Source organism: Nocardiopsis terrae (assembly GCF_014651695.1).
Classification (GTDB): Bacteria; Actinomycetota; Actinomycetes; order Streptosporangiales; family Streptosporangiaceae; genus Nocardiopsis; species Nocardiopsis terrae.
On record NZ_BMXJ01000006.1, the window covers coordinates 499804 to 520566 of the forward strand.

Sequence of the window (20763 nt, forward strand, 5' to 3'; positions counted from 1 at the left end):
TCAACCGTGCGAGTCCAGGCGGCGCAGGAAGATCGGGGAGGGCACCGCGCGCGCACCCACCCGCCGTACCGCCGTCACGATCTCCTTGTCGGAGGTCACCACGGCGATCGGCCGACCGGGGGGTTCGGCCCGTACGAGGCGGACGATCAGCTCGTCCGCGGTCTCACCGGGGGCGCTGAACAGCAGGCGGACCCGGCGGCTGGGCGCCACCGGAGGGGCCTCCACGTCCGCCCCGTCGAACACGCACGTGATCTCCGCCTTGGTGCGGCTGGCGAGCCCCTCCAACGAGGTGAGCAGCCGGTTGCGCTGGTCGGCCAGCGGCAGGGTCCCGTACCCGGTCTTGGTGACGTTGTAGCCGTCGACCAGCAGGTGCACCCGGGGGACCGTCAGCAGGTGCTCCAGCAGCCCCGGGTCGTCGTCGGGCAGACCGCCCAGCGACACCCGGCGCTGCTCCTCCTGCGCCTCGGCGAGCAGGTCGGCCGGGCTGTCCAGTGCGGTGGGCAGCGCCAGTTCGCGCCGCAGACCGTGCGAGGCGTCCACCAGGACGTCCAACAGCACGCGCAGGCGCGCCTCGTCGGCGTTGCGGCCGGTGCGCACCGCCCGGCGGGCGTTCTCCACCTGGGCCTCGGCGTCAGCGAGCCGGGACCGCAGTCGGCGGTTCTCCACCTCCAGCGCGCTGACCTGGCTCTCGTTCTCGTGGCGCCGGTCGGCGGTCTCGGCCAGGGCCCGGTCCGCCTCGGCGGTGGCCCTCCTCGCGCGCTGCCGCTCGGTGTGCACCTTGCGGCGCAACTCGGCGATCTCCGCGCGCTGGTCGCCGATCTGACCGCGGAGCCGCTCCAGCTCCGCCTGGTGCCCGCGCTGGGTCTCCTCCAGGCGTCTGCGGACGTCCTCGAGGGCCTCCGCGGCCTCGTCCACCTCCTTGGCGCTGGTCTGCCGGTCCAGCTCGGCGTGGACGTCCTCGATGATCCCGGGCCAGCCCCGGGGCCGCAGCAGGTAGGCGCTGGCGGCCACCGCCACCGGGTCGGCAGCGGGCGGGACCACCCCGGCGCGCATACCCTCGGCGAGTTCGGGCCACACCTGCTCCACCCGGGCGGCGACCATCCCCCGGAAACCGGCGTCGTTCTCCAACTGGGCGGCGATCTGCGGACCGGCCAGTCTGGCCCGGCGGCGCGGTTCGAACCTGGCGACCCTGCGCAGCAGTGGGGGAAGGTCGGCCGGACGCATTCCGCCGAGCACGTCCGAGCCGTACTCGACCACCCGGGCCCGCACCGCCTCGGGCAGGGGACGCCGGAGCAGCTCCCCGCCGTCCTCACCCTCCGCGGTCCCGGCCGTGCCGTTTCCGTCGTCCGGGTCGGTGCCGTCGGCCTCGCCGCCCGCGTCCGGGCGGGCGCTCATGACCGACCCGTCGGGCTCTCCGACGAGGAGCCGGAGACCGGGCTGTCGGCGTCGGGACGGGGGACGATCTCCACGCTGTCGGTGGCGCCGCACCACCGGCACCTGACCCGTTCGACCGTTTCGGAGAGCACGGTGCGCTCCTCGACCTGGCCGGCACCGGACAACTCCTGGTGCACGAAGTCCTGGGAGCGCACGGTCCGGGTCACGTCGAACCGCGTGAGATTACCGCACCCGGTGCATCGCCAACGCTCACTGTCACCCGGCATCGCGATCCCCACGGTTCCTCCTTGCGTCGTGCTCCTCGCGGGACGGCGGTCCGTGCCGCCCCGTCCTTCACATCTTTCCATGTCGGACGGGGCGGACCGTAGCCCGGCGGTGTTCGGTCGTGGGTCCCGACTACCCTGACCGGGTGCTTCGACAGTCAGCGGCGCCCGCGGGCGTCCAAACCAGCCTCGAAGACCTGGGCACGCCGCTGGCCGGGGTCTCCTTCGTCGTGGTCGACCTGGAGACCACCGGCACCAGCGCCTCGAAGTCCCGGATCACCGAGGTCGGCGCGGTCCGCGTGCGCGGCGGACGGGTCGTGGACGAGTTCACCACCCTGGTCGATCCCGGCACCCTCATCCCCGCCGACGTCACCCTGCTGACCGGGATCACCCAGTCGATGGTGGCCACCGCCCCGCCGATCGGGGAGGTCCTGCCGGACCTGCTCGCCTTCCTGACCGCGGACCCGAACACCGTGCTGGTCGCGCACAACGCCCCCTTCGACACCGGTTTCCTCCGGGCGGCCTGTGAACGCGAGGCCGTCGAGTGGCCCGCGCCCCCGGTCGTGGACACCCTGCGCCTGGCCCGGGCCGTGCTGCCCCGGCCCGAGGTCCGCAACCACCGCCTGGGCACCCTGGCCGCCTACTTCGGCGCGCCCACCACCCCCAACCACCGGGCCCTGGACGACGCCCGCGCCACCGTCGACGTGCTCAACGGGCTGCTCGCCCGGCTCGCGCCCCTGGGGGTGACCGGCCTGGAGGAGCTGCGGGCCGTCAGCAAGCCCCCCACCCGCGCCCAGCGCGAGAAGCGGCACCTGGCTAATGACCTGCCCGAACGCCCCGGCGTGTACGTGTTCACAGACGCCAGGGGCCAGAGCCTGTACGTCGGCAAGAGCAACAACCTGCGCCGCCGGGTCGCCTCGTACTTCACCGCGGCCGAGTCCCGCAGACGGATCAGGGAGATGGCCGGACTGGTCGCGGGGGTCACCCCCATCGTGTGCACCACCGACCTGGAGGCCTCGGTCCGCGAGCTCCGCATCATCGCCGAACGCAAACCGCCGTTCAACCGCCGCTCGCGCAACCCCGAACGCGCCGCCTGGGTCAAGCTCACCACGGACGCCTACCCGCGCCTGTCCGTCGTGCGGGTGATCAAGGACGACGGAGCGCCCTACCTGGGGCCCTACAACTCACCGAGGGAGGCCGAGGCCGCCCGGGAGGCGATCCTGCACGCCCTTCCGCTGCGCCAGTGCACGCACACCTTCAGCCCGGACAGGCCGGTGGCCCGGTGCGTACTCGCCCAACTGGGACGCTGCGGCGCCCCCTGCGACGGCTCGGAGACACCTGCCGCCTACACCGTGCACGCCGACGCCGCGCGCACCGCCATGACCGGGGACCCCGCCGTCGTCGTGGACGCCCTCACCGGCCGCATCCGCGAACTCGCCGCCGAACTGCGCTACGAGGAGGCGGCGAGTCTGCGCGACCGGCTCACCGCCTTCCTGCGCGGCGCCCGGCGGGCCCAGCGGCTCACCGCGATCGCCGCGGTACCGCACCTGGTCGCCTCCCGGCCCGGGGCCACCGGGTGGGAGACCGTCGTGGTCCGCCACGGCCGCCTGGCGGCCAGCGCCGTCCTCGAGCCCGGCACCGACCCCGCCGCGTTCCTGGGCTCCCTCACCGCCACCGCCGAGCGGGTGCCCGCCGGGTACGGTCCGGTCCCCAACGCCACGGCGGGGGAGACCGAACTGGTCCTGGACTGGCTCACCGGCCCGGGCACCCGCCTGGTCGAGGTCGAGGGAGAGTGGACATGCCCGCTGCGGAGCGCCGAAGCGCACGCCGAGATGACACACTGGGCCCATGGCCGCGCTTCCGCTCAATGACGACTACCCCGTCCGTCGCGCACCCGTCGTCGCCTTCGGGCTGATCGCGGTCAACGTCCTCGTCTACCTGCTGTCACCGCAGGCGACCACCGCCGTCTGGTACCCGGTGGACATGGTGGGGCGCTTCTGCGCGATCGACGACTACTTCATGCGCTGGGGCGCGATCCCCGACGAGATGCTGGGCCGGACCGACCTGGCCGCCCCGCTGACCCCCGAGTGCGGCGGCATCGGGGGCAAGTCCGTCTGGTTCTCGGTGCTCAGCTCGATGTTCCTGCACGCGGGGCCCGCGCACCTGCTGGGGAACATGGTCTACCTGTTCGTGTTCGGGCCCGTCGTCGAGGACCGGATCGGCAAGTTCCGCTTCCTGGTCCTGTACCTGGTCACCGGGATCGTCGCCGCCTACGGCTTCGCGCTGGCCGACGCGGACGGAACCGTGCCCATGATCGGCGCCTCGGGGGCGATCTCCGGGGTGCTCGGCGCGTACCTGGTGGTGCAGTTCCGCAGCCGGGTCACCACGCTGGTGTTCGGGCTCATCCCGATGCGTCTGCCCGGGTGGGCCGTGGTGGGCAGCTACTTCGCGCTTCAGTATCTTCTCTACGTCACATCCTCGACCGCTCCGGGCGCCGGATCCAACGTGGCCTACGCGGCGCACGTCTACGGGTTCGTCGCAGGGGTGATCGCGGGACTCGTGGTGTACCGGCTGCGATGGCGCTCCGGGACGCGGCTCTCCGACGTCTACTAGTGCCCCGCCGGGCCGGCGCCCGTCCCGCACCGAACCGCCCAGGAGGCACAGTGATCACCGCGATCGTCATGATCAAGGCCGACGTCCACCGCATCCCCGAGGTCGCCGAGGCGATCGCCGAGATCGACGGGGTCAGCGAGGTCTACTCCGTCACCGGCGGGGTCGACCTCATCGCCGTGGTGCGGGTGCGCCGCCACGAGGACCTCGCCGACGTGATTCCGGGCCGGGTCAACAAGGTCCCCGGCGTGACCTCCTCGGACACCCACATCTCCTTCCAGACCTACTCCAAGCACGACCTGGAGTCGGCCTTCGCCCTGGGCTGGTAGCCGCACCCGGGCGCAGGGACCAGGGACGGCAGCGCCCACCGACACGGCCGGGGGCGCGGTGAACGGCTTCCGTTCACCGCGCCCCCGTCGTGCGTCCTCCGCGCTCCCGGCCGCGTCCGCGGCCCTGCCGCTAGAGGCCCTTGGCCAGGCCCTGACTGGTCTCCACCCAGGAGGCGAGGAGGCGTTCCGCGGCGCCGCTGTCCACCGCCGCGGCGGCCCGCTCGTAACCCGAGCGCACCGCCTCGGTCAGCGAGCCCTCGACCCCGTCCACGGCGGCCAGGGCCGCGCCGGCGTTGAGCAGCACGGCGTCGCGCACCGGACCCCGGCGCCCCCCGACCAGGTCGCGCACGGCCTGTGCGTTGAACTCCACGTCACCGCCGCGCAGGGCGTCCGGGGCGGACCGTTCGATGCCCAGGTCGGCCGGGTCGAGCCGTTCGCGCCGGGCCCGGCCGTCGGAGACCACCCAGACGGTGGACGAGGTGGCCGTGGTCAGTTCGTCCAGGCCGTCGTCGCCCCGGAAGACCAGGGCGCGGGAACCGCGCCGGGCGAACACCCCGGCGATCACCTCGCACATGCGCTCGTCGAACACGCCGATCGCCGAGGCGGTGGGCTGGGCGGGGTTGGTCAGCGGACCGAGGAAGTTGAACACGGTCGGCACCGCCAGCTCACGGCGCGGCTTGGCGGCGAACCGCAGCGAGGGGTGGAACAGCGGAGCGAAGCAGAAGGTGATGCCCGCCTCCTGGGCCACCCGTACGGTCAGCTCCGGAGGCAGGTCCAGGACCACGCCGAGGCGCTCCAGCACGTCGGCGGTACCGCATGAGGAGGACGCCGCACGGTTGCCGTGCTTGACCACACGGGCGCCCGCGGCCGAGGCGACGACGGCGGCCATCGTGGACACGTTCACCGTGTGGGCCCGGTCGCCGCCGGTTCCGACGATGTCCAGGGTCGGGCCGTCCACGCTGATCCGGACCGCGTTGTCGAGCATGCCCTGGGCCAGACCGCTCACCTCGGACACGCTCTCGCCCTTGGCGCGCAGGGCGATCGCGAAGCCGGCGATCTGGGCGTCGGTCGCCGACTCCGACATGATCTCGTTCATCGCCCACTCGGTGTCGGCGGTGCTGAGGGAGACCCCGCCCAGCAGGGCGGTGATCAGGTTGGCCCAGGTCCGCTCCTCGACGGCGGAGTCGGGCCGCTCCTGTTCGGGCCGGTTCTGTGCGGGGGCTGAGGCTTCGGGGACGTTCATGGCGTTGACTCCACGGGTGACGGAGGGGCGAACTGGCGGGACAGCCGTAGGGAGGGCGGGCGGAAGCGGACCGCCCGTCCTCAACGGCTCCGGGGAAGGGAGAGGGACAGGGCGCGGCCGCGCCATCGCCCTCGGCCCCATGATCCGGGGCACCGTCTGCTGCGTGGCTGAGAATCCATGTCCCTGTCGCCGTTCTCTCGCTCGGTCATCGCCTGACCGGGTTCGTCACGCCCCACCGGTTCACCCGCTGAGCGCCGCGGTGCGCTGGCGCATGAGCTCGGCCAGCGACTCCGCGAGCGCGACGGGGTCGATCGGGTGGCTCACCACCTGGTCGGCCTGCGACCAGGTCGCCAGCCAGCCGTCGTCACGCCGGCCCACCAGCAGGAGCACCGGCGGGCAGCGGAAGATCTCGTCCTTGATCTGACGGCACAGGCCCATCCCGCCGGTGGGCGCGGCCTCACCGTCGAAGACGGCCACGTCGATGCGCTCGGCCGGGTCCTTGGACTCCAGCTTGCGCAGGACACCGGGCGCGGTCGCGCACTCGACGAACTCGACCTTGGGAACATCGGCGGCGGGGCGGCGACCGATCGCCAACCGCACCTGCTCACGGGTGTCCGCCTTGTCGCTGTAGACCAGCACGCGCATCCTGGCACCCGTGTCCGTACCGCTGACCACCATCGCGCAACCGTCCCATCGCGTCTGTCCGCGGCCGCCGCCGTGGGGGGTGCGGCCGTGGCGTTCGTTGGCTGTATGCCTATGACTGTATTGCCTCGGGGTCACCCGGCCCAGAAGGGCCGGGGAACCGGTGAAGGGGTTGAGACCTTCGACACCACAGGATGCCAGGCCCCCGGGGAGCTTCGCTCACCAGCCCCGGGGGCGGCGTTGCCCAACAGTGATCGTTTCGATACCTCAGCGTTGGACGGGCGGGGTTCAGGCCTCTCGTCGGCGGGTACGGATCGCCTCAGCCGCCCAGGATCGAGCTTTTCCGCCCATGTGAGCGCGTCAGACGCGGACGGACGGCGCACGGGCGGTTACAGTAACGCCTGAGTCACAGCGACAGAGCTGCTCCAGGCCCTGGCGGCGGTCGATGCCGGGGCCGATCCGCCTCCTTACGGGGGGTCGAGTACGGGCCTTCGCGAGAAGCCGTAATAATGCTCCCGTGGCGACAGCAACCGCGAACCCAAAAACAGCAACCGCATCAGCGCATGGTGCGGCAAAGCGTCCTGACCTGGTGAGCGTTGGCACCATCGTGTGGCTTGCCAACGAGCTCATGTTCTTCGCTGCGCTGTTCGCGATGTACTTCACCATCCGATCGGTGACCAACGGGAACCCCGAGCTCGGCGAGTGGGCGGACGTCCACCTCAACGTGCCGTGGGCGTCCACGATCACCGTTGTCCTGGTGGCTTCCAGCTTCACCGCGCAGTTCGGCGTCTGGGCCGCGGAGCGCGGCGACGTCAAGAAGCTGCGCATGTGGTTCTTCATCACGTTCTTCATGGGCCTGTTCTTCATCCTTGGACAGGCGTATGAGTACTACGAGCTCATCTTCCACGAGGGCCTGACTCTGCAGTCGAGCGCCTACGGGTCGATGTTCTACCTGACCACGGGCTTCCACGGACTCCACGTCATCGGTGGTTTGATCGCGTTCCTCATCATGCTGGGACGCACGTACGCCGCGAAGCGCTTCACCCACCAACAGGCGACAAGTGCGATCGTCGTGTCCTACTACTGGCACTTCGTCGACGTCGTCTGGGTCGCTTTGTTCGTAACCATCTACTTCATCCAGTAACCCGAAACGGGGAAACCGTGAAATGGATTACCGCGCGGCGACGGCATCCCCTGGCGGGGTACGTCGTCGTCATCCTCGCGCTAGCCCTGTTCGGGGTGGGGTACGCCGCACTGGCTCCCACCTCCGACCAGGCGCAGGCGCAGACCCTTGCCGCTGAGGCCCCGTCCGCCGACGAGGTGGACATCGCCGAGGGCAAGGCCATCTTCGACCAGACCTGTGCGAGCTGCCACAACTACGACGGAAGTGGCACCTACGACGAGGACGGGAACGTCACCAACGGCCCCGACCTGCGCGAGGTCGGACCGGCCGCGATCGACTTCCAGGTCAGCACCGGCCGTATGCCGTCGATGGACCCGGACACCCAGATGCCGCGCAAGCCGATGGCCATGTCCGAGGAGGAACTCGACGACCTGATCGCCTACTACAACGATCAGATCAGGACTGACGGTGCCGGCGCCGACATTCCCTACGAGGTGCCCGGAAGCGCTCCGGAGCGTGCGAACTTCGAGGACGAGGAGTCCTACGAGGAGGCCCTCGCCGAGTACGAGGCCGAGTACGACGCCTACATCGAGGGCGCGGACAACACCGACATGGGCATGAAGCTCTACCTGACCAACTGTGCGCACTGCCACAGCTGGTCCGGTGGCGGCGGAGCCCTGACCGACGGCCGCTGGGCCCCCGAGATCCACGACGCGAGCCCGCGTCAGATCTACGAGGCCATGGTCAGCGGCCCCGGCGCCATGCCGATGTTCAGCGACGGCGTCATCGCGCCGGAGGAGAAGCAGGAGCTCATCTCCTACGTGAAGACCCTCCAGGCCGAACCGAACGCCGGCGGGATCTTCGACCTGGAGCGAGTCGGCCAGGTGGCGGAGGGTTTCATCGGGTGGACCGTCGGTCTCTCCCTGATCATCGCCTGCGCGATCTGGATCACCGCGAAGCAGCGTGCCCATGACTGAGAACAACAACGACAACAACACCGCGGACGACGCCAACGAGCGCGTGGTCGGCACTCCGACGGACACCGCGGACGTGGTGTCCGAGGCCACCCCCGAGCCGCGGGACGACCACAACGGGCCCTACCTGGCCTCCGAGACGCACAAGCACCCGGAAGAGCAGCAGCGGCGGGGCGAGAAGATCGCCTCGCTGTGGTTCGTCATCGCCTTCCTGAGCGGTATCGGGTTCCTGGTCTCGTACTTCCTCTTCCCGCCGAACGCGGCGGGGGAGCCCGCGATCGGGGACCCGCAGATCAGCCAGTACTCGAACATGCTGCTCGGTGGCACGCTCACCCTCGCCATGTTCGGTATCGGCGCCGGTATGACGGTCTGGGCGCGCAACATCATGCCGCACTACGAGGTGGCCTCGCCCTACGACGAACTGCCCTCCAAGGACGAGGAGAAGGGCTCCTTCAGCGAGTTCTTCATGAAGAGCGCGGACGAGAGCGGCTTCACCAAGCGCCCTCTGATGCGCCGCACCCTCATCGCGGCCATGCTGCCGCTGGGCATCGCCCCGATCGTCCTGCTCCGCGACACCGGCCCGGTGCCGGGGGACAGGATGAAGGAGACCCGGTGGACCGACGGCATGCGCATGTATGTCGAGGGCACCCACCGGTACCTCCGGGCCGAGGACGTGGAGAACGACCCGTACGGGATGATCTCCGCCCTCCCCGCGCTGGACGACGAGGGCTACCCGCACGGGATGAGCCTCACCGACCAGGCCAAGTCCGTCATCCTGCTGATCAAGATCCCGGAGGAGGACTGGGAGTCCGGGATGAATGAGAAGGTCAGCGAGGACAGCGAGGACACCCACCTGAACTGGACCCACCAGGGCATCGTGGCGTACTCGAAGATCTGCACGCACGTCGGCTGCCCGGCCGCGCTCTACGAGCGCACCACGCACCGCATCCTGTGCCCGTGCCACCAGTCCACGTTCGACGCGGCCAACGCCGCAGAGGTCGTCTTCGGCCCGGCCCACCGGCCGCTGCCGCAGCTCCCGATCGGCGTCGACGACGAGGGCTACCTCGTCGCCCGGGGTGACTTCAACGAGCCGACCGGGCCGACGTTCTGGGAATACGCGGAGGACTAGTCGATGAGTAAGACCACACAAGCACCCAAGGCGCTACGCGGCGTCGGAAACTTCATCGACGACCGCTTCCACCTGGCCAAGACCGGTGAGAAGAACCTTCGCAAGGTCTTCCCGAACCACTGGTCGTTCATGCTGGGCGAAATCGCGCTGTACTCGTTCATCATCCTGCTCGTCACCGGCGTGTTCCTCACGCTGTGGTTCAAGCCGAGCATGGTGGAGATCGTCTATGACGGCTCCTACGAGCGCCTCCAGGGCGTTCCCATGAGTGAGGCGTTCGCCTCGACCCTGCACATCGACTTCGATGTCCGGGGCGGGTTCCTCATGCGTCAGATCCACCACTGGGCGGCGCTGATCTTCGTCGCCTCGCTGGTGGTGCACATGCTCCGGGTGTTCTTCACCGGTGCGTTCCGCAAGCCGCGTGAGATCAACTGGCTCATCGGCGTCGCCATCTTCTCCCTGGCCATGATCGAGGGCCTCTTCGGCTACTCGCTGCCGGACGACCTGCCCTCGGGCATGGGCGTGCGGATCCTCCAGGGCGTGATGCTGGCGATCCCGTTGGTGGGTTCCTACATCTCGATGTTCCTGTTCGGCGGGGAGTTCCCCGGCGAGGACATCATCACCCGCCTGTACATGCTGCACGTGCTGTTGATCCCGGCGCTTCTGCTGGGGCTCATCGTGGCGCACTTCATGATCCTGTGGCACCAGAAGCACACGCAGTATCCGGGGCAGGGGCGGACGGACAAGACCGTCGTCGGGACACCCATGTTCCCGGCGTTCGCCGTCAAGGCGGGGGGGTTCTTCTTCTTCACCTTCGCCGTCATCGCCGGCCTGAGCGCGTTCGTCCAGATCAACCCGATCCACCTGTTCGGCCCCTTCACCCCGACGTCCATCACCTCCGGTCTCCAGCCGGACTGGTACATGGGCTTCATGGAGGGTGCGCTCCGTATCTTCCCGAACACGCTGGACTTCTCGATCGGCCCCTACCCGATCCTCGTCGCGGTCCTCGTGCCGGGCCTGGGGTCCATGGGCTTGCTGTTCGTCGCTTTGGGCGCGTGGCCGTTCATCGAGCAGTGGATCACCGGTGACAAGCGCGCTCACAACGTCGCCGACCGTCCGCGCAACGCTCCGGTCCGAACCGGGCTGGGCGTCGCCGGGATCATCTGCTACGGCGTGCTCTGGCTCGCCGGATCGAACGACATCCTGTCCGAGACGTTCTCGATCGACCTGTACCTGACCACGTACATATTCCGTGTACTGGTCATCGCCGGTCCGATCGCGGGCTTCATCGTGACCAAGCGGATCTGCCTGGGTCTGCAGCGCCGTGACCGGGAGACCCTGGAGCACGGTTACGAGAGCGGCATCATCCAGCAGCTGCCCAGCGGTGAGTTCATCGAGGTCCACAAGGAGAGCTCGGACGAGACCACCCACGTGCTGGAGAACAAGCCGGCCATCACCTCGACCGCTCTGGAAGAGGACGAGACCGACGACAGGGGCGTGGAGAATCCCGAGGCGCGTAAGCCGAAGGGCAAGCTCCGCAGGGCTCTGGCTCACTGGTACACGAAGGACAACGTGTCCTTCGAGGGCGTGGCGGCCCACAGCGGCCACCACCTGCACCACTCCGCAGACGGAGACGAGGGGGCCCACTAGGGTTCGACGACCCACCAGGGCTCCGGAGTGACGACGGACCCGGCCGCACAGTGCGGCCGGGTCCGTCGTGTTCCTCCGGGGCGGCGCCGTTGTCGCCGCCTCCCGATCGGCCCGGTGCGTCCGGTGCCGTTCCGGGTCTCGTCCGGGGGCCTCGTCTGCAGGGCGGCCCCGTCGTCGGAGCCGGCCCCGGGCCCCTCGGGTCCGACCCGTGGGTGACCGGGGCTGGTACGGGCCCGCAGCGTACGGCTCAGGGGCGGGGAGCCCCGGTGGTCGTCGCGGGGCTCCCCGCCCGGACACGGAAGGGCCGGAACCCTCCGAGGACGCACGGGAGCCCTCCGGGCACGCGGAAGGGGGCCGGCCGCCCGTCGGCGACCGGCCCCCTCGGCTCAGTGGGAGCGTCGGGCTCAGCCCGTGTAGATGTCGTCGATCTCCTTGCTCCACTGCTTGCTGACGACATGGCGCTTGACCTTCAGGGAGGCGGTCATCTGGCCGCCCTCCTCGGTGAAGTCGTGCGGCAGGATCTTGAACTTCTTGATGCCCTCGGCCTTGGACACGGCCTTGTTGGCGTCGTCGACGGCGCCCTGGATGGCCGCGTTCAGGTCGGCGTCCTCGGTCAGGTCGGCGATCTCACCGGTCTTGTTGTTCGACTCCTTCCAGAGCTCGAACGAATCGGGGTCGATCGTGACCAGGGCCGCAATGAACTTGCGGTTGTCACCGACGACCATGCACTGGCTGACCAGGGCGTGGGCGCGGATCCGGTCCTCCAGGACGGCCGGGGCGACGTTCTTGCCGCCCGCGGTCACGATGATCTCCTTCTTGCGGCCGGTGATGCTGAGGAAGCCGTCCTCGTCCAGCGAGCCGAGGTCGCCGGTGCGGTAGAAGCCGTCCTCGAAGGCGTCCTCGGTGGCCTTCTCGTTCTGCCAGTAGCCGCTCATGATGTGGTCGCCCCTGAGCAGGATCTCGCCGTCGTCCGCGATGCGCACGGTGGTACCCGGCATGGGCTGGCCGACAGTGCCGATCTTGTTGAACCCGGGGCTGTTGACCGATGTGGGAGCGGTGGTCTCGGTGAGGCCGTAACCCTCGACGATGGTCAGGCCGGCGCCGCGGAAGAAGTGGCCGAGGCGGCTGCCCAGGGCGGAGCCGCCGGAGACCGCGTACCTGGCTTCGCCGCCGAGACGGGCCATGATCTTCCCGTAGACCAGTTTCTTGAACAGGCCGTGCTTGAGCTTGAGGGTGAACGGTACGTTCCCCCGGCTCAGGGCCTTGCTGTACTCGATGGCGGTCTCGGCGGCGGCGTTGAAGATCTTGCCCTTGCCCTCGCCCTCGGCCTTCTGCTGGGCCTTGGTGAAGACCTTCTCGAACACGCGGGGGACCGCGAGGAGGAAGGTGGGCTTGAAGACCGAGAACTGGTCGATCAGGTCCGGGCCGGTGCTGGGGAAGTGGCCCAGGACGGCTTTGCCCTCGACGACCATGACCTGGACGAAACGGGCGAAGACGTGCGCCAGGGGCAGGAAGAGCAGGGTGGAGGGGGTGCCCTCGTGCTCCAGGATGATCGGCTTGGCCGGCCCCTCCAGCGCCGAGTGGGCGATGAAGAGGAAGTTGCGGTGGGTGAGTTGGCAGCCCTTCGGGCGGCCGGTGGTGCCGGAGGTGTAGATGAGGGTGGCCAGGTCGTCGGCCCCGACCGCGGTGCGGCGCCTTTCGAGGTCCTCGTCGGAGACGTCGGCACCGGTGGCGCGCAGGGCCTCCAGGTCGCCGCCGTCGAACTTCCAGAGGTCGGCCAGTTCGGGGGTGTTGTCCCGGATGGCACCGACGCGCTCGGCGTGGTCGTCGGTCTCGACGAAGGCGGCCTTCGCTCCGGAGTTGGAGAGGATCCACTCGATCTGCTCGGCGGAGGAGGTCTCGTAGATCGGTACGGTGACGGCGCCGACCGCCCAGATCGCGTAGTCGGCGACGGTCCACTCGTAGCGGGTGCGCGACATGATGGCGACCCGGTCGCCCTGCTCGATGCCCGCGTTGATCAGGGCCTTGGCGTATCCGACGATGTCGCCGTGCAGCTGCTCGACGGTCACGTCGCGCCACTGGCCGGACCCGGTTTCCTCCTGGCGGCGGGCGGCGACGGCGTTCGGCTCGCTGGCCGCGCGCGCAAAGAGCGTGTCGGTCAGTCGCGCGTCATCGGAGATCTCGGCCTTCGCGGGAGAGCTGTATTCGCGCACGTGGTGCTCCTGGACATGTACGGATTCTTGGTGGTGGGGACGTGACGACCGTAACAACACAACCCTACTCGTGAGTAGGACAGGTGGCCGTTCGGTATTCAACGGTGATCCGAGCTTGACGCGTGAGTGAGGGTGAACGCGCTGTTCGGTCGCGTTTGCACCGGCTGCTGCGCGCGGCTGGTCCGGGTCCTCCCCGTGTGGTGTTGTACGCGTGACCGGGCCCGCCGACGGGCTGGTCGGCCTCCGTCGACCTGCCCGGGAAGATGCAGGTCAGGCGGGTGATTCCGGTTACTTCTCGCGCGGAGCCGAGACTATCGCCTGCCGGGGTCGTGTGCACATCCGGTCGGATCCGTGTCGTTTCCGCCCCAAGCGGAGCGTTCCCTCCCTCCCGGCGGGTCCCGTCCCCGCCCCTCCCAACGCGGCCGGGCCCCCGAGTCATCCCTGCCTTCGTCCCCCCTCCTTCCCTGGTTCGCCCCTGAACCTGCCCTGAGACACCTGCCGGTGCCCGGTTCGGGCGGTTACCGTGATGCCACAGGACGCACCACAGGAGGCTCGAACATGACCGACAACAACGGCGCGGGACCGGGGCGGCCGAGCAGCGGCCGCCCGGACGGCCCCGACCTCATCGACGACGCCCTGCGCCTGGTCGACAGCCTGCAGCGCAAGCTTCTGGTGGCCGGGGTCAAGCGCGGTGTCAGCGCGGTCACCAACCCTCCGCCCAAGGACGACGTGTGGGAGGAGGCGATCCGCATGGAGACCACGCAGGAGCGCCCCCCGCTGGAGGAGTTCGTCGAGATCGTGCGCAGGAGCGCCCCCGAGGTCGCCGGACACCTCGGGCGGGCCGGGATGTCCTTCGCGGACGCGGTGGGCCGGACCTGGGGAGTGGTGGAGCGCTCCTTCGAACAGGGCCGGGAGGAGGCCGCCCGGGCGCGTGCGGACCGGGAGGCGCGTGAGCGCGCTGACCGGGAGCGCGACGCGCGGGCCGGTCGCGAGTCCCCTTCCGGTGCCGGAGCGGGCGGCCGGGGCGGTGCCCAGGATGATGTGGACAAGCAGGTCAAGGCGGGTGAGTAGGGATAAGTGAGAGGTATCGGCCCTCGGGGTGTTCTCGGCTGTCCATGCCTGGTTTAATCGAGTGGTTTACACCATTTGAAAAATCTCTGACATGAACCTTGAGACTTATGTCAGAGTTCGGGCGTAAGTAGAAGGAGCTGCCCCCATGCTGACCATCGGCGTAGACATCGGCGGAACCAAGGTGGCCGCCGGCGTCGTCGACCACGAAGGGCAGATCCTGGACAAGGTCAAGTACCCCACCCCCGCCAACGACCCCCGGCAACTGGCCGAAGTCGTGGCCAAGGCGGTGGAGGAGCTCCGTTCACGCAGGCCGGAGGAAGAGGTCGGCGCGGTGGGCGTGGGCGTGGCCGGGTTCGTCGACGAGGACCGGGCCACCGTCCAGGTCGCGGTCAACCTGGGCCTGCGCGAGGAGCCCCTCAAGGAGCGCGTGCAGCAGCGCGTGGAGCTTCCCGTGGTGATCGAGAACGACGCCAACGCCGCGGCCTGGGCCGAGGCCCGCTTCGGCGCCGGGCGCGGCAGTGACCACATCGTCTGCGTCACCCTGGGCACCGGGATCGGCGGCGGCCTGGTGCTCGGCGGTGAACTGCACCGGGGACGCTTCGGGGTGGCCGCCGAGGTCGGCCACTACCGCATGGTGCCCCACGGCCGCCGCTGCGCCTGCGGAAACCACGGCTGCTGGGAGCAGTACGCCAGCGGACGCGCCCTGGTGGCCGAGGGGCAGGACCTGGCCCGAACCGACCCCGAGCGGGCCGAGAGGATGCTCAAGATCGCCGGCGGCGCGGTCGAGCAGATCGGCGGGGAGTGCATCACCCAGGCGGCCCTGGAGGGCGACGCCGCGGCTCTGGAGTGCTTCCGGATCGTGGGGGAGTGGGCCGGGCTCGGCCTGGCCGACCTGGCGGCGATCCTGGACCCCGAGTGCTTCGTCCTGGGCGGCGGGGTCTCCGACGCGGGCGACGTCATCCTCGACCCGGTCCGGGCCTCCTTCGCCCGGCACGTCTCCGGGCGCCCGGGCCGCCGGCTGGCGCAGGTCCGCGTGGCCAGCCTCGGAGGCGAGGCGGGCATCGTCGGCGCGGGGGACCTCGCCCGGCACTGACCGGCCCCGCACCGACCGGCACAGCACGAGGGGCGGCCACCGGAAGAACCGGTGGCCGCCCCTCGCCGTCGGCCGCGGACGCCCCGCGCCGGCCTAGCCCTTGGCGTCGTCGCTCTCGGCGGACTCCTTCGCGGCCTTCTTCTCGGCGCGCCTGGCCTCCTTGCGGGCCCTGCGCTCGGCCTTGCGTTCGGTTCTGCGCTCGGCGCGCCGGGTCCGGCGCTCGTCCTTCGCACTGGCCTGCTGCTCGCGCCGGGCCTCCTTCTCCTCGGCCTCGATCTCGGCCTTGACCGCCTGCGCGTAGCGGTCCACGTACTCCTGGCCGGAGAGCTCCATCAGGGCGTACATGATCTCGTCGGTGATGGCGCGCAGGACCCGCTGGTCCTTCTCCATGCCGTAGTAACGGGAGAAGTCGAGGGGCTTGCCGAAGACCACCTTGGGGCGCACGCCCAGCTTGGGGACGGTGCGGCCGGGTGGCATGATCTTCTCCAGGTTGATCATCGCCATCGGCACCACCGGGGCCTTGGCCTCCAGTGCCAGCCGGGCCACACCGGTACGCCCCCGGTACAGCTTGCCGTCGGGGGAGCGGGTCCCCTCCGGGTAGATGCCCAGCAGGTCGCCTCGCTTGAGCACGCGCAGACCGGTGCGCAGCGCCGCCTCACTGGCCCTGCCCCCGGACCGGTCGATCGGGATCTGCCCCACCCCGGTGAAGAAGGCCCGGCTGACGAACCCCTTCACACCGGTGCCGGTGAAGTACTCGGCCTTGGCGAGGAACGTGATCTTGCGCGGCAGCGGAAGCGGACCGAAGAAGTGGTCCGAGAACGACAGGTGGTTGCTGACCATGATGGCCGGACCGCGCCTGGGCACGTTCTCCACGCCCTCCGCGCGCGGTTGCCACAAAACGGCCAGAACCGGCCCCAGGATTGCCTTGACCACCCAGTAGAACATCGCTTCAGATCACCCCTGCACACGCGGGGAGCACTGGGCAGGGTCTGCCACGTCTCACTGTCCCGCTCGGCCGATATCGTTCGGAACACTCCCACCGCGGGTGCGGGGGAGGCTGACAAGCGTCATCTTCCCACCACGTGCGGGTAACCGCCAAAGCGCCCGAAACGGACCGCATGGTCCGTCACGTGTGAAGAGGGGCTCACAGGAGCCGCACCGCGGGGGCTCAGTCGAGGATACTCACCGGTGGCGGGGCGCATCGCGGCTGACCCGCCCCCGGGGGGCGGGAACACGCCGGGTCCGCCCGGGGTTCGGGCATGGGGAGCGCTGACGCGCCCCCCGATGGCAAACGCCCGTCCGAACGGCTAGCCTCACGCCTGGGGGCAGCCCGCCACCGGAGCCCTCCGCCGCACGATCCCGGGAGCAGACCTGTGAGACCGACCAACGCCATCCCCCTCGCCCCGGGGGCGGAGCCTTTCAGCCACATCGGGTCCGGCGTCGGAGTCCTGCTCTGCCACGGCTTCACCGGCTCTCCCCACTCGATGCACCCCTGGGCCGAGTACCTGGCCCGGTCCGGGCTCAGCGTCGAGGTGCCCCGCCTGCCCGGGCACGGCACCACCTGGCAGGACATGGCCCTCACCACCAGCGACGACTGGTACGCCGAGGTGGAGGGGGCGCTGCTCGACCTCGCGCGCCGGTGCGACGAGGTGTTCGTCATGGGCCTGTCCATGGGAGGGGCCCTCACCCTGCGCCTGGCCCAGGAGCACCCCGAGACCGTCAGGGGCGTCGTCCTGGTCAACCCCTCCCTGGCCGTTGAGGACCCCAGGCTTCCGGTCATCGCCCCCATCCGCCGCCTCGCCGCGCGCATCCTGCCCTCCACACCCGGGCTGGCCAGCGACATCTCCCTGGACACCGCAACCGAAGGCGGCTACGACCGGGTCCCCACCGCGGCGGCCGCGACACTCCCGAAGCTGTGGCGCGCAGTTCAGGACGGCATGTCCGGTTTGCGGGCGCCGGTTCTGGCCTACCGGAGCACCCAGGACCACGTCGTGGGGCCGGACAGTCTGCGTATCCTCGCCAGGAGAGCGGTCAACACCCGGCTGACGATCCACCTGCTTCACGACAGCTACCACGTGGCGACCCTCGACCGCGACGCCGCCGCCATCTTCGAAGGAAGCCTCGCGTTCGTGCACGAGCGCAGTAGAAGCGGGAAAGGAGCCGCCCGATGACACAACGTCGGGGCAACGGCCTGCTCGCCGACGCCTACGTTCCCCTGATCCTGCTCGCGCCCTCACATGCCGACCGCATGCTGGAGGCGCTCCGGGCCAGCGGGATCGCGGCCTACGCCGTCCCCCTGGAGGAGGACGTCCTGGAACCCACCGGCGGTCAGGCGGACGACCCGCCCACCGACCACCTCTACGTCGACGCCGAGGAGCGCACGGCTGCCGAACAGGTGCTCGGCTCCGAACTGCCGGACCTGGGCGACCAGGAGGCCGGACCCGACCTGCTCGCTCCGCGCGGCGAGGCCCGTTCGGAGACCGAGGGCGAGGAACACGGTCCGCAGGCCCCGGCCGCACACGAGGGCAGCGAACCCCCGGTCGGCGGTGACCTGCTGGACGGTCCTCCGGCCGACGCGGCCCCCGAGGCCGCTCCGGCTCGCGCCGACGGCGAGGACGACGTCTGGAACGACCTGGTCGCCCGCTTCTACGACGACGCCGAGACCCCCGGCGAACAGCGCGACCGCGCCGCCTGGCCCGACGCGGAGAACCTCGACGCCCCCGACGAGGGCCGGACGCGGATCGGCGACATCCTCGCCAACCTGCCCCGGGACCGGGACGAGGACGAGGACCGCACCCGCGGGGAGGAGCGGCGCAGGGCCGAGGCGGAGCTCGAAGGCCACTACGAACCCCCGCCCCCGCCGCCCCTGCTCCAGGGGGACCGGGTCGGCATCGCCGCCTGGTTCGGTCTCCTCGGCGGCCCGGTGCTGCTGTTCGGAGCCGCCTTCCTGGGTATCTCGCTGCCCAACTGGATCATGTTCCTGGCAGTCGCGGCCTTCCTGACCAGTTTCGTCGTGCTCATCCTGCGGATGACCGACTCCCGGCCGCCCGGTGACGGCGGACCGGACAACGGGGCGGTGGTCTGAGCCCTGGGCTTCGACGTCCCCCTCTGGCGCGCCTTCTCCCTCTTCCGCGCCGTCGCCCTGATCTACGCCTTCGTGTCGGTCGTCCAGCACCACGAACACCTGGTCCGGCCCTGGGCGGCCTGGGCGGTGCTCGTCCTCATGTCCGTGTGGACCCTGGTGACGGCCTACGCCTACGCGCGCCCGGCCTGGCGCACCTGGCGGCTGCTCACCGCCGACCTCGCCGTGGCCTTCGGCTGCCTGTTCGCCACCGGGCTGGCCGCCAGCCCCTACTTCCTCACCCAGGCGCCACCGCTGAGCTCCTACTGGTTCGCCGGGGCCGCGCTGTCGGCCAGCGTCATCTGGGGCCGGCGCGGGGCCGCCACGGTCGCCCTCGCCTACGGGTTCGCCGACATCACCCTGCGCGTGCTCATGGCCGCCGACATCACCGCCGCCACCGTTCGGGGGGTGGTGCTGCTCCTGCTGGCCTGCCTGGCCGTGGGCTACATGGCCCGGGTGGCCGAGCAGGCCGAGGAACGCTTCGCCCGCGCGGTGACCCTCGAAGCGCGTATCCGCGAACGGGAACAGCTCGCCCGGTCCATCCACGACTCCGTGCTCCAGGTGCTCGCCCTGGTGCGCCGACGCGGGGACGAGATCGGGGGAGAGGCCGCGGAGCTGGGCCGGATGGCCGGTGAACAGGAGGTGCGGCTGCGCTCCCTGGTCGCCGACGGCCTGGAGACGGCGGCGCCCTCCTCCCCGGCCGCCGAGGCGGCCCCGACGGACCTGAGGGACCCGCTGCGCCGCCTGCAGAACGCCCGGGTCTCGGTTTCCGCCCCCGCCACCCCGGTGCTCCTGCCCGGGCACGCGGTCGCCGAACTCACCGCGGCGGTGGCCGCGGCGCTGGACAACGCGGAGCGGCACTGCCCGCCGGGAACCCGGGTGTGGGTCCTGGTCGAGGACGAGGAGCACGCCGTCACCGTGACCGTGCGAGACGACGGGCCGGGTGTGCCGCCCGGACGCCTGGCCCGGGCCAGGGCCGACGGCCGCCTCGGAGTGGCCCAGTCCGTCCTCGGCCGGGTCCGCGACCTGGGGGGTACCACCGAGATCCACTCCGAACCGGGCGAGGGCACCGAGATCGAGATGAGCGTCCCCCGGGGCTGAGGGTCACGGCGGCGGCCCCGCGCCGGTGTCCTCCTGGTGGGAGAAGCGCTCCTCGTTCCAGGGGTCGGCCCGGTTGTGGTAGCCGCGCTCCTCCCAGAACCCGCGCCGGTCACCGACCATGTACTCCACCGACCGGAGCCACTTCACGCTCTTCCACCCGTACAGGTGCGGCACCACCAGGCGCACGGGGAAACCGTGCTCGGGGGCGAGCGGAGCGCCGTCCCGGTGGGTGGCGAGCAGGACGCCCTCGTCGAGGAAGTCGTCGAGGCGCATGTTGGCGCTGTAGCCGTACTCGCCCCAGGCCATCACGTGGGTGACCTCGGGGGAGGGCGGTGCCAACCGGACGAGGTCCGCGGCGCGGACTCCGCCCCAGGGGACGTCGGGGACGCTGAACCGCATCACGCAGTGGAAGTCGCGCACCACGCCCGCACGGGGAAGGCCGCCGAACTCCTCCCAGGTCCACCGGTAGGTGCCCAGGGACTCGGTGGCGCCGAACACACGGAAGTCCCACCGCCCGGGGCGGAAGGAGGGGACCCGCCCGTAGTGCAGGGGCTTGTGCTCGTACCGGACCGCCTGGCCGGGAGGCAGCCGGCCCCGCTCTCTGCCGCCTTCGCCACCGGCCTCCGTACCCTCGGACACCCCGTCCCCCTGATCCTGTCGTTCCGGCCCTGCGGCCCCTGCACGTCCCCTCCCGCACGGGGGAGACGACGGATTCCTGTCATCCTGCCAGGCGGCGAAGAGAGCCAGATCACTCCCCCCTGGTGTGCGACGGAACGTTGACCGTGCGCTATAGTCACAGCCATGCAGCG

Annotated in this window: 19 protein-coding genes; 12 read left to right on the forward strand and 7 right to left on the reverse strand. The window is 70.5% G+C overall.

Going from position 1 to position 20763, the window contains the following annotated elements:
* Together IE195_RS19405 and IE195_RS19410 are read right to left on the reverse strand one after the other, a co-directional pair.
* Positions 1–1395 (reverse strand): NYN domain-containing protein, encoded by a 1395-nt coding sequence (locus IE195_RS19405; RefSeq protein WP_191273476.1) that lies wholly within the window; start codon positions 1393–1395, stop codon positions 1–3.
* A complete protein-coding gene (locus tag IE195_RS19410) occupies positions 1392–1673 on the reverse strand; it encodes a hypothetical protein (RefSeq protein WP_191273478.1) in 282 nt (93 codons plus the stop codon). Before IE195_RS19410 ends, IE195_RS19405 begins: the two co-directional genes overlap by 4 nt.
* A 131-nt stretch (positions 1674–1804) precedes the next feature.
* Between IE195_RS19410 and IE195_RS19415 the strand changes: the two genes are divergently transcribed.
* Genes IE195_RS19415 through IE195_RS19425 form a run of 3 tightly spaced genes read left to right on the forward strand, consistent with a single transcriptional unit; the run spans position 1805 to position 4597 of the window.
* Complete coding sequence (locus IE195_RS19415; protein WP_229826311.1) at positions 1805–3529, forward strand: DEDD exonuclease domain-containing protein; 1725 nt, start codon at positions 1805–1807, stop codon at positions 3527–3529.
* The gene (locus tag IE195_RS19420) at positions 3507–4271 is read left to right on the forward strand and encodes a rhomboid family intramembrane serine protease (protein WP_191273482.1); all 765 of its coding nucleotides are present in this window, start codon (positions 3507–3509) and stop codon (positions 4269–4271) included. Before IE195_RS19415 ends, IE195_RS19420 begins: the two co-directional genes overlap by 23 nt.
* A 50-nt stretch (positions 4272–4321) precedes the next feature.
* Positions 4322–4597, forward strand: coding sequence for an Lrp/AsnC family transcriptional regulator (locus IE195_RS19425; protein ID WP_191273484.1), 276 nt, complete (start codon positions 4322–4324; stop codon positions 4595–4597).
* A 130-nt stretch (positions 4598–4727) separates the two neighbouring features.
* On the opposite strand, the gene trpD is transcribed toward IE195_RS19425, so the two are convergent.
* Together trpD and IE195_RS19435 are read right to left on the reverse strand one after the other, a co-directional pair.
* Entirely contained in the window at positions 4728–5840 is a 1113-nt protein-coding gene (trpD, locus tag IE195_RS19430) for an anthranilate phosphoribosyltransferase (RefSeq protein WP_191273486.1), read from the reverse strand.
* Positions 5841–6080: 240 nt separating this feature from the next.
* Positions 6081–6518, reverse strand: coding sequence for a hypothetical protein (locus IE195_RS19435; RefSeq protein ID WP_191273488.1), 438 nt, complete (start codon positions 6516–6518; stop codon positions 6081–6083).
* Between the two features lie 481 nt (positions 6519–6999).
* Between IE195_RS19435 and ctaE the strand changes: the two genes are divergently transcribed.
* Genes ctaE through qcrB form a run of 4 tightly spaced genes read left to right on the forward strand, consistent with a single transcriptional unit; the run spans position 7000 to position 11355 of the window.
* A complete protein-coding gene (gene ctaE / locus IE195_RS19440; protein ID WP_191273490.1) occupies positions 7000–7626 on the forward strand; it encodes an aa3-type cytochrome oxidase subunit III in 627 nt (208 codons plus the stop codon).
* A gap of 17 nt (positions 7627–7643) precedes the next feature.
* Positions 7644–8582, forward strand: coding sequence for a cytochrome bc1 complex diheme cytochrome c subunit (gene qcrC, locus IE195_RS19445; RefSeq protein WP_191273492.1), 939 nt, complete (start codon positions 7644–7646; stop codon positions 8580–8582).
* Entirely contained in the window at positions 8575–9708 is a 1134-nt protein-coding gene (gene qcrA / locus IE195_RS19450) for a cytochrome bc1 complex Rieske iron-sulfur subunit (RefSeq protein ID WP_191273494.1), read from the forward strand. Before qcrC ends, qcrA begins: the two co-directional genes overlap by 8 nt.
* Before the next feature lie 3 nt (positions 9709–9711).
* Positions 9712–11355: a cytochrome bc1 complex cytochrome b subunit gene (qcrB, locus tag IE195_RS19455; protein ID WP_191273497.1), complete on the forward strand. Its 1644-nt coding sequence runs from the start codon at positions 9712–9714 to the stop codon at positions 11353–11355.
* 404 nt (positions 11356–11759) lie between these two features.
* On the opposite strand, the gene IE195_RS19460 is transcribed toward qcrB, so the two are convergent.
* Positions 11760–13568 (reverse strand): AMP-dependent synthetase/ligase, encoded by a 1809-nt coding sequence (locus IE195_RS19460; RefSeq protein ID WP_191273499.1) that lies wholly within the window; start codon positions 13566–13568, stop codon positions 11760–11762.
* Between the two features lie 558 nt (positions 13569–14126).
* Between IE195_RS19460 and IE195_RS19465 the strand changes: the two genes are divergently transcribed.
* Both IE195_RS19465 and IE195_RS19470 read left to right on the forward strand, forming a co-directional pair.
* Positions 14127–14639 carry a hypothetical protein gene (locus IE195_RS19465; protein ID WP_191273501.1) on the forward strand — a complete coding sequence of 171 codons (513 nt, stop codon included), beginning with the start codon at positions 14127–14129 and terminating at the stop codon, positions 14637–14639.
* A 145-nt stretch (positions 14640–14784) separates the two neighbouring features.
* On the forward strand, positions 14785–15732 hold the full coding sequence (locus IE195_RS19470; protein WP_191273503.1) for an ROK family glucokinase: 948 nt from the start codon (positions 14785–14787) through the stop codon (positions 15730–15732).
* A gap of 93 nt (positions 15733–15825) precedes the next feature.
* On the opposite strand, the gene IE195_RS19475 is transcribed toward IE195_RS19470, so the two are convergent.
* Positions 15826–16677 (reverse strand): lysophospholipid acyltransferase family protein, encoded by an 852-nt coding sequence (locus IE195_RS19475; protein WP_191273505.1) that lies wholly within the window; start codon positions 16675–16677, stop codon positions 15826–15828.
* 428 nt (positions 16678–17105) lie between these two features.
* Between IE195_RS19475 and IE195_RS19480 the strand changes: the two genes are divergently transcribed.
* The 3 genes from IE195_RS19480 to macS are packed head-to-tail and all read left to right on the forward strand — an operon-like array spanning position 17106 to position 19954.
* Positions 17106–17903, forward strand: a complete 798-nt coding sequence (locus IE195_RS19480; RefSeq protein WP_191273507.1) for an alpha/beta hydrolase — start codon at positions 17106–17108, stop codon at positions 17901–17903.
* A complete protein-coding gene (locus IE195_RS19485) occupies positions 17900–18817 on the forward strand; it encodes a hypothetical protein (protein WP_191273509.1) in 918 nt (305 codons plus the stop codon). Before IE195_RS19480 ends, IE195_RS19485 begins: the two co-directional genes overlap by 4 nt.
* A gap of 3 nt (positions 18818–18820) precedes the next feature.
* Positions 18821–19954 (forward strand): MacS family sensor histidine kinase, encoded by a 1134-nt coding sequence (gene macS, locus IE195_RS19490; protein ID WP_225942978.1) that lies wholly within the window; start codon positions 18821–18823, stop codon positions 19952–19954.
* A gap of 3 nt (positions 19955–19957) precedes the next feature.
* Here the strand turns inward: macS and IE195_RS19495 are convergent, their stop codons facing one another.
* Positions 19958–20593, reverse strand: coding sequence for a molybdopterin-dependent oxidoreductase (locus IE195_RS19495; RefSeq protein WP_191273513.1), 636 nt, complete (start codon positions 20591–20593; stop codon positions 19958–19960).
* Between the last annotated feature and the right edge of the window lie 170 nt (positions 20594–20763).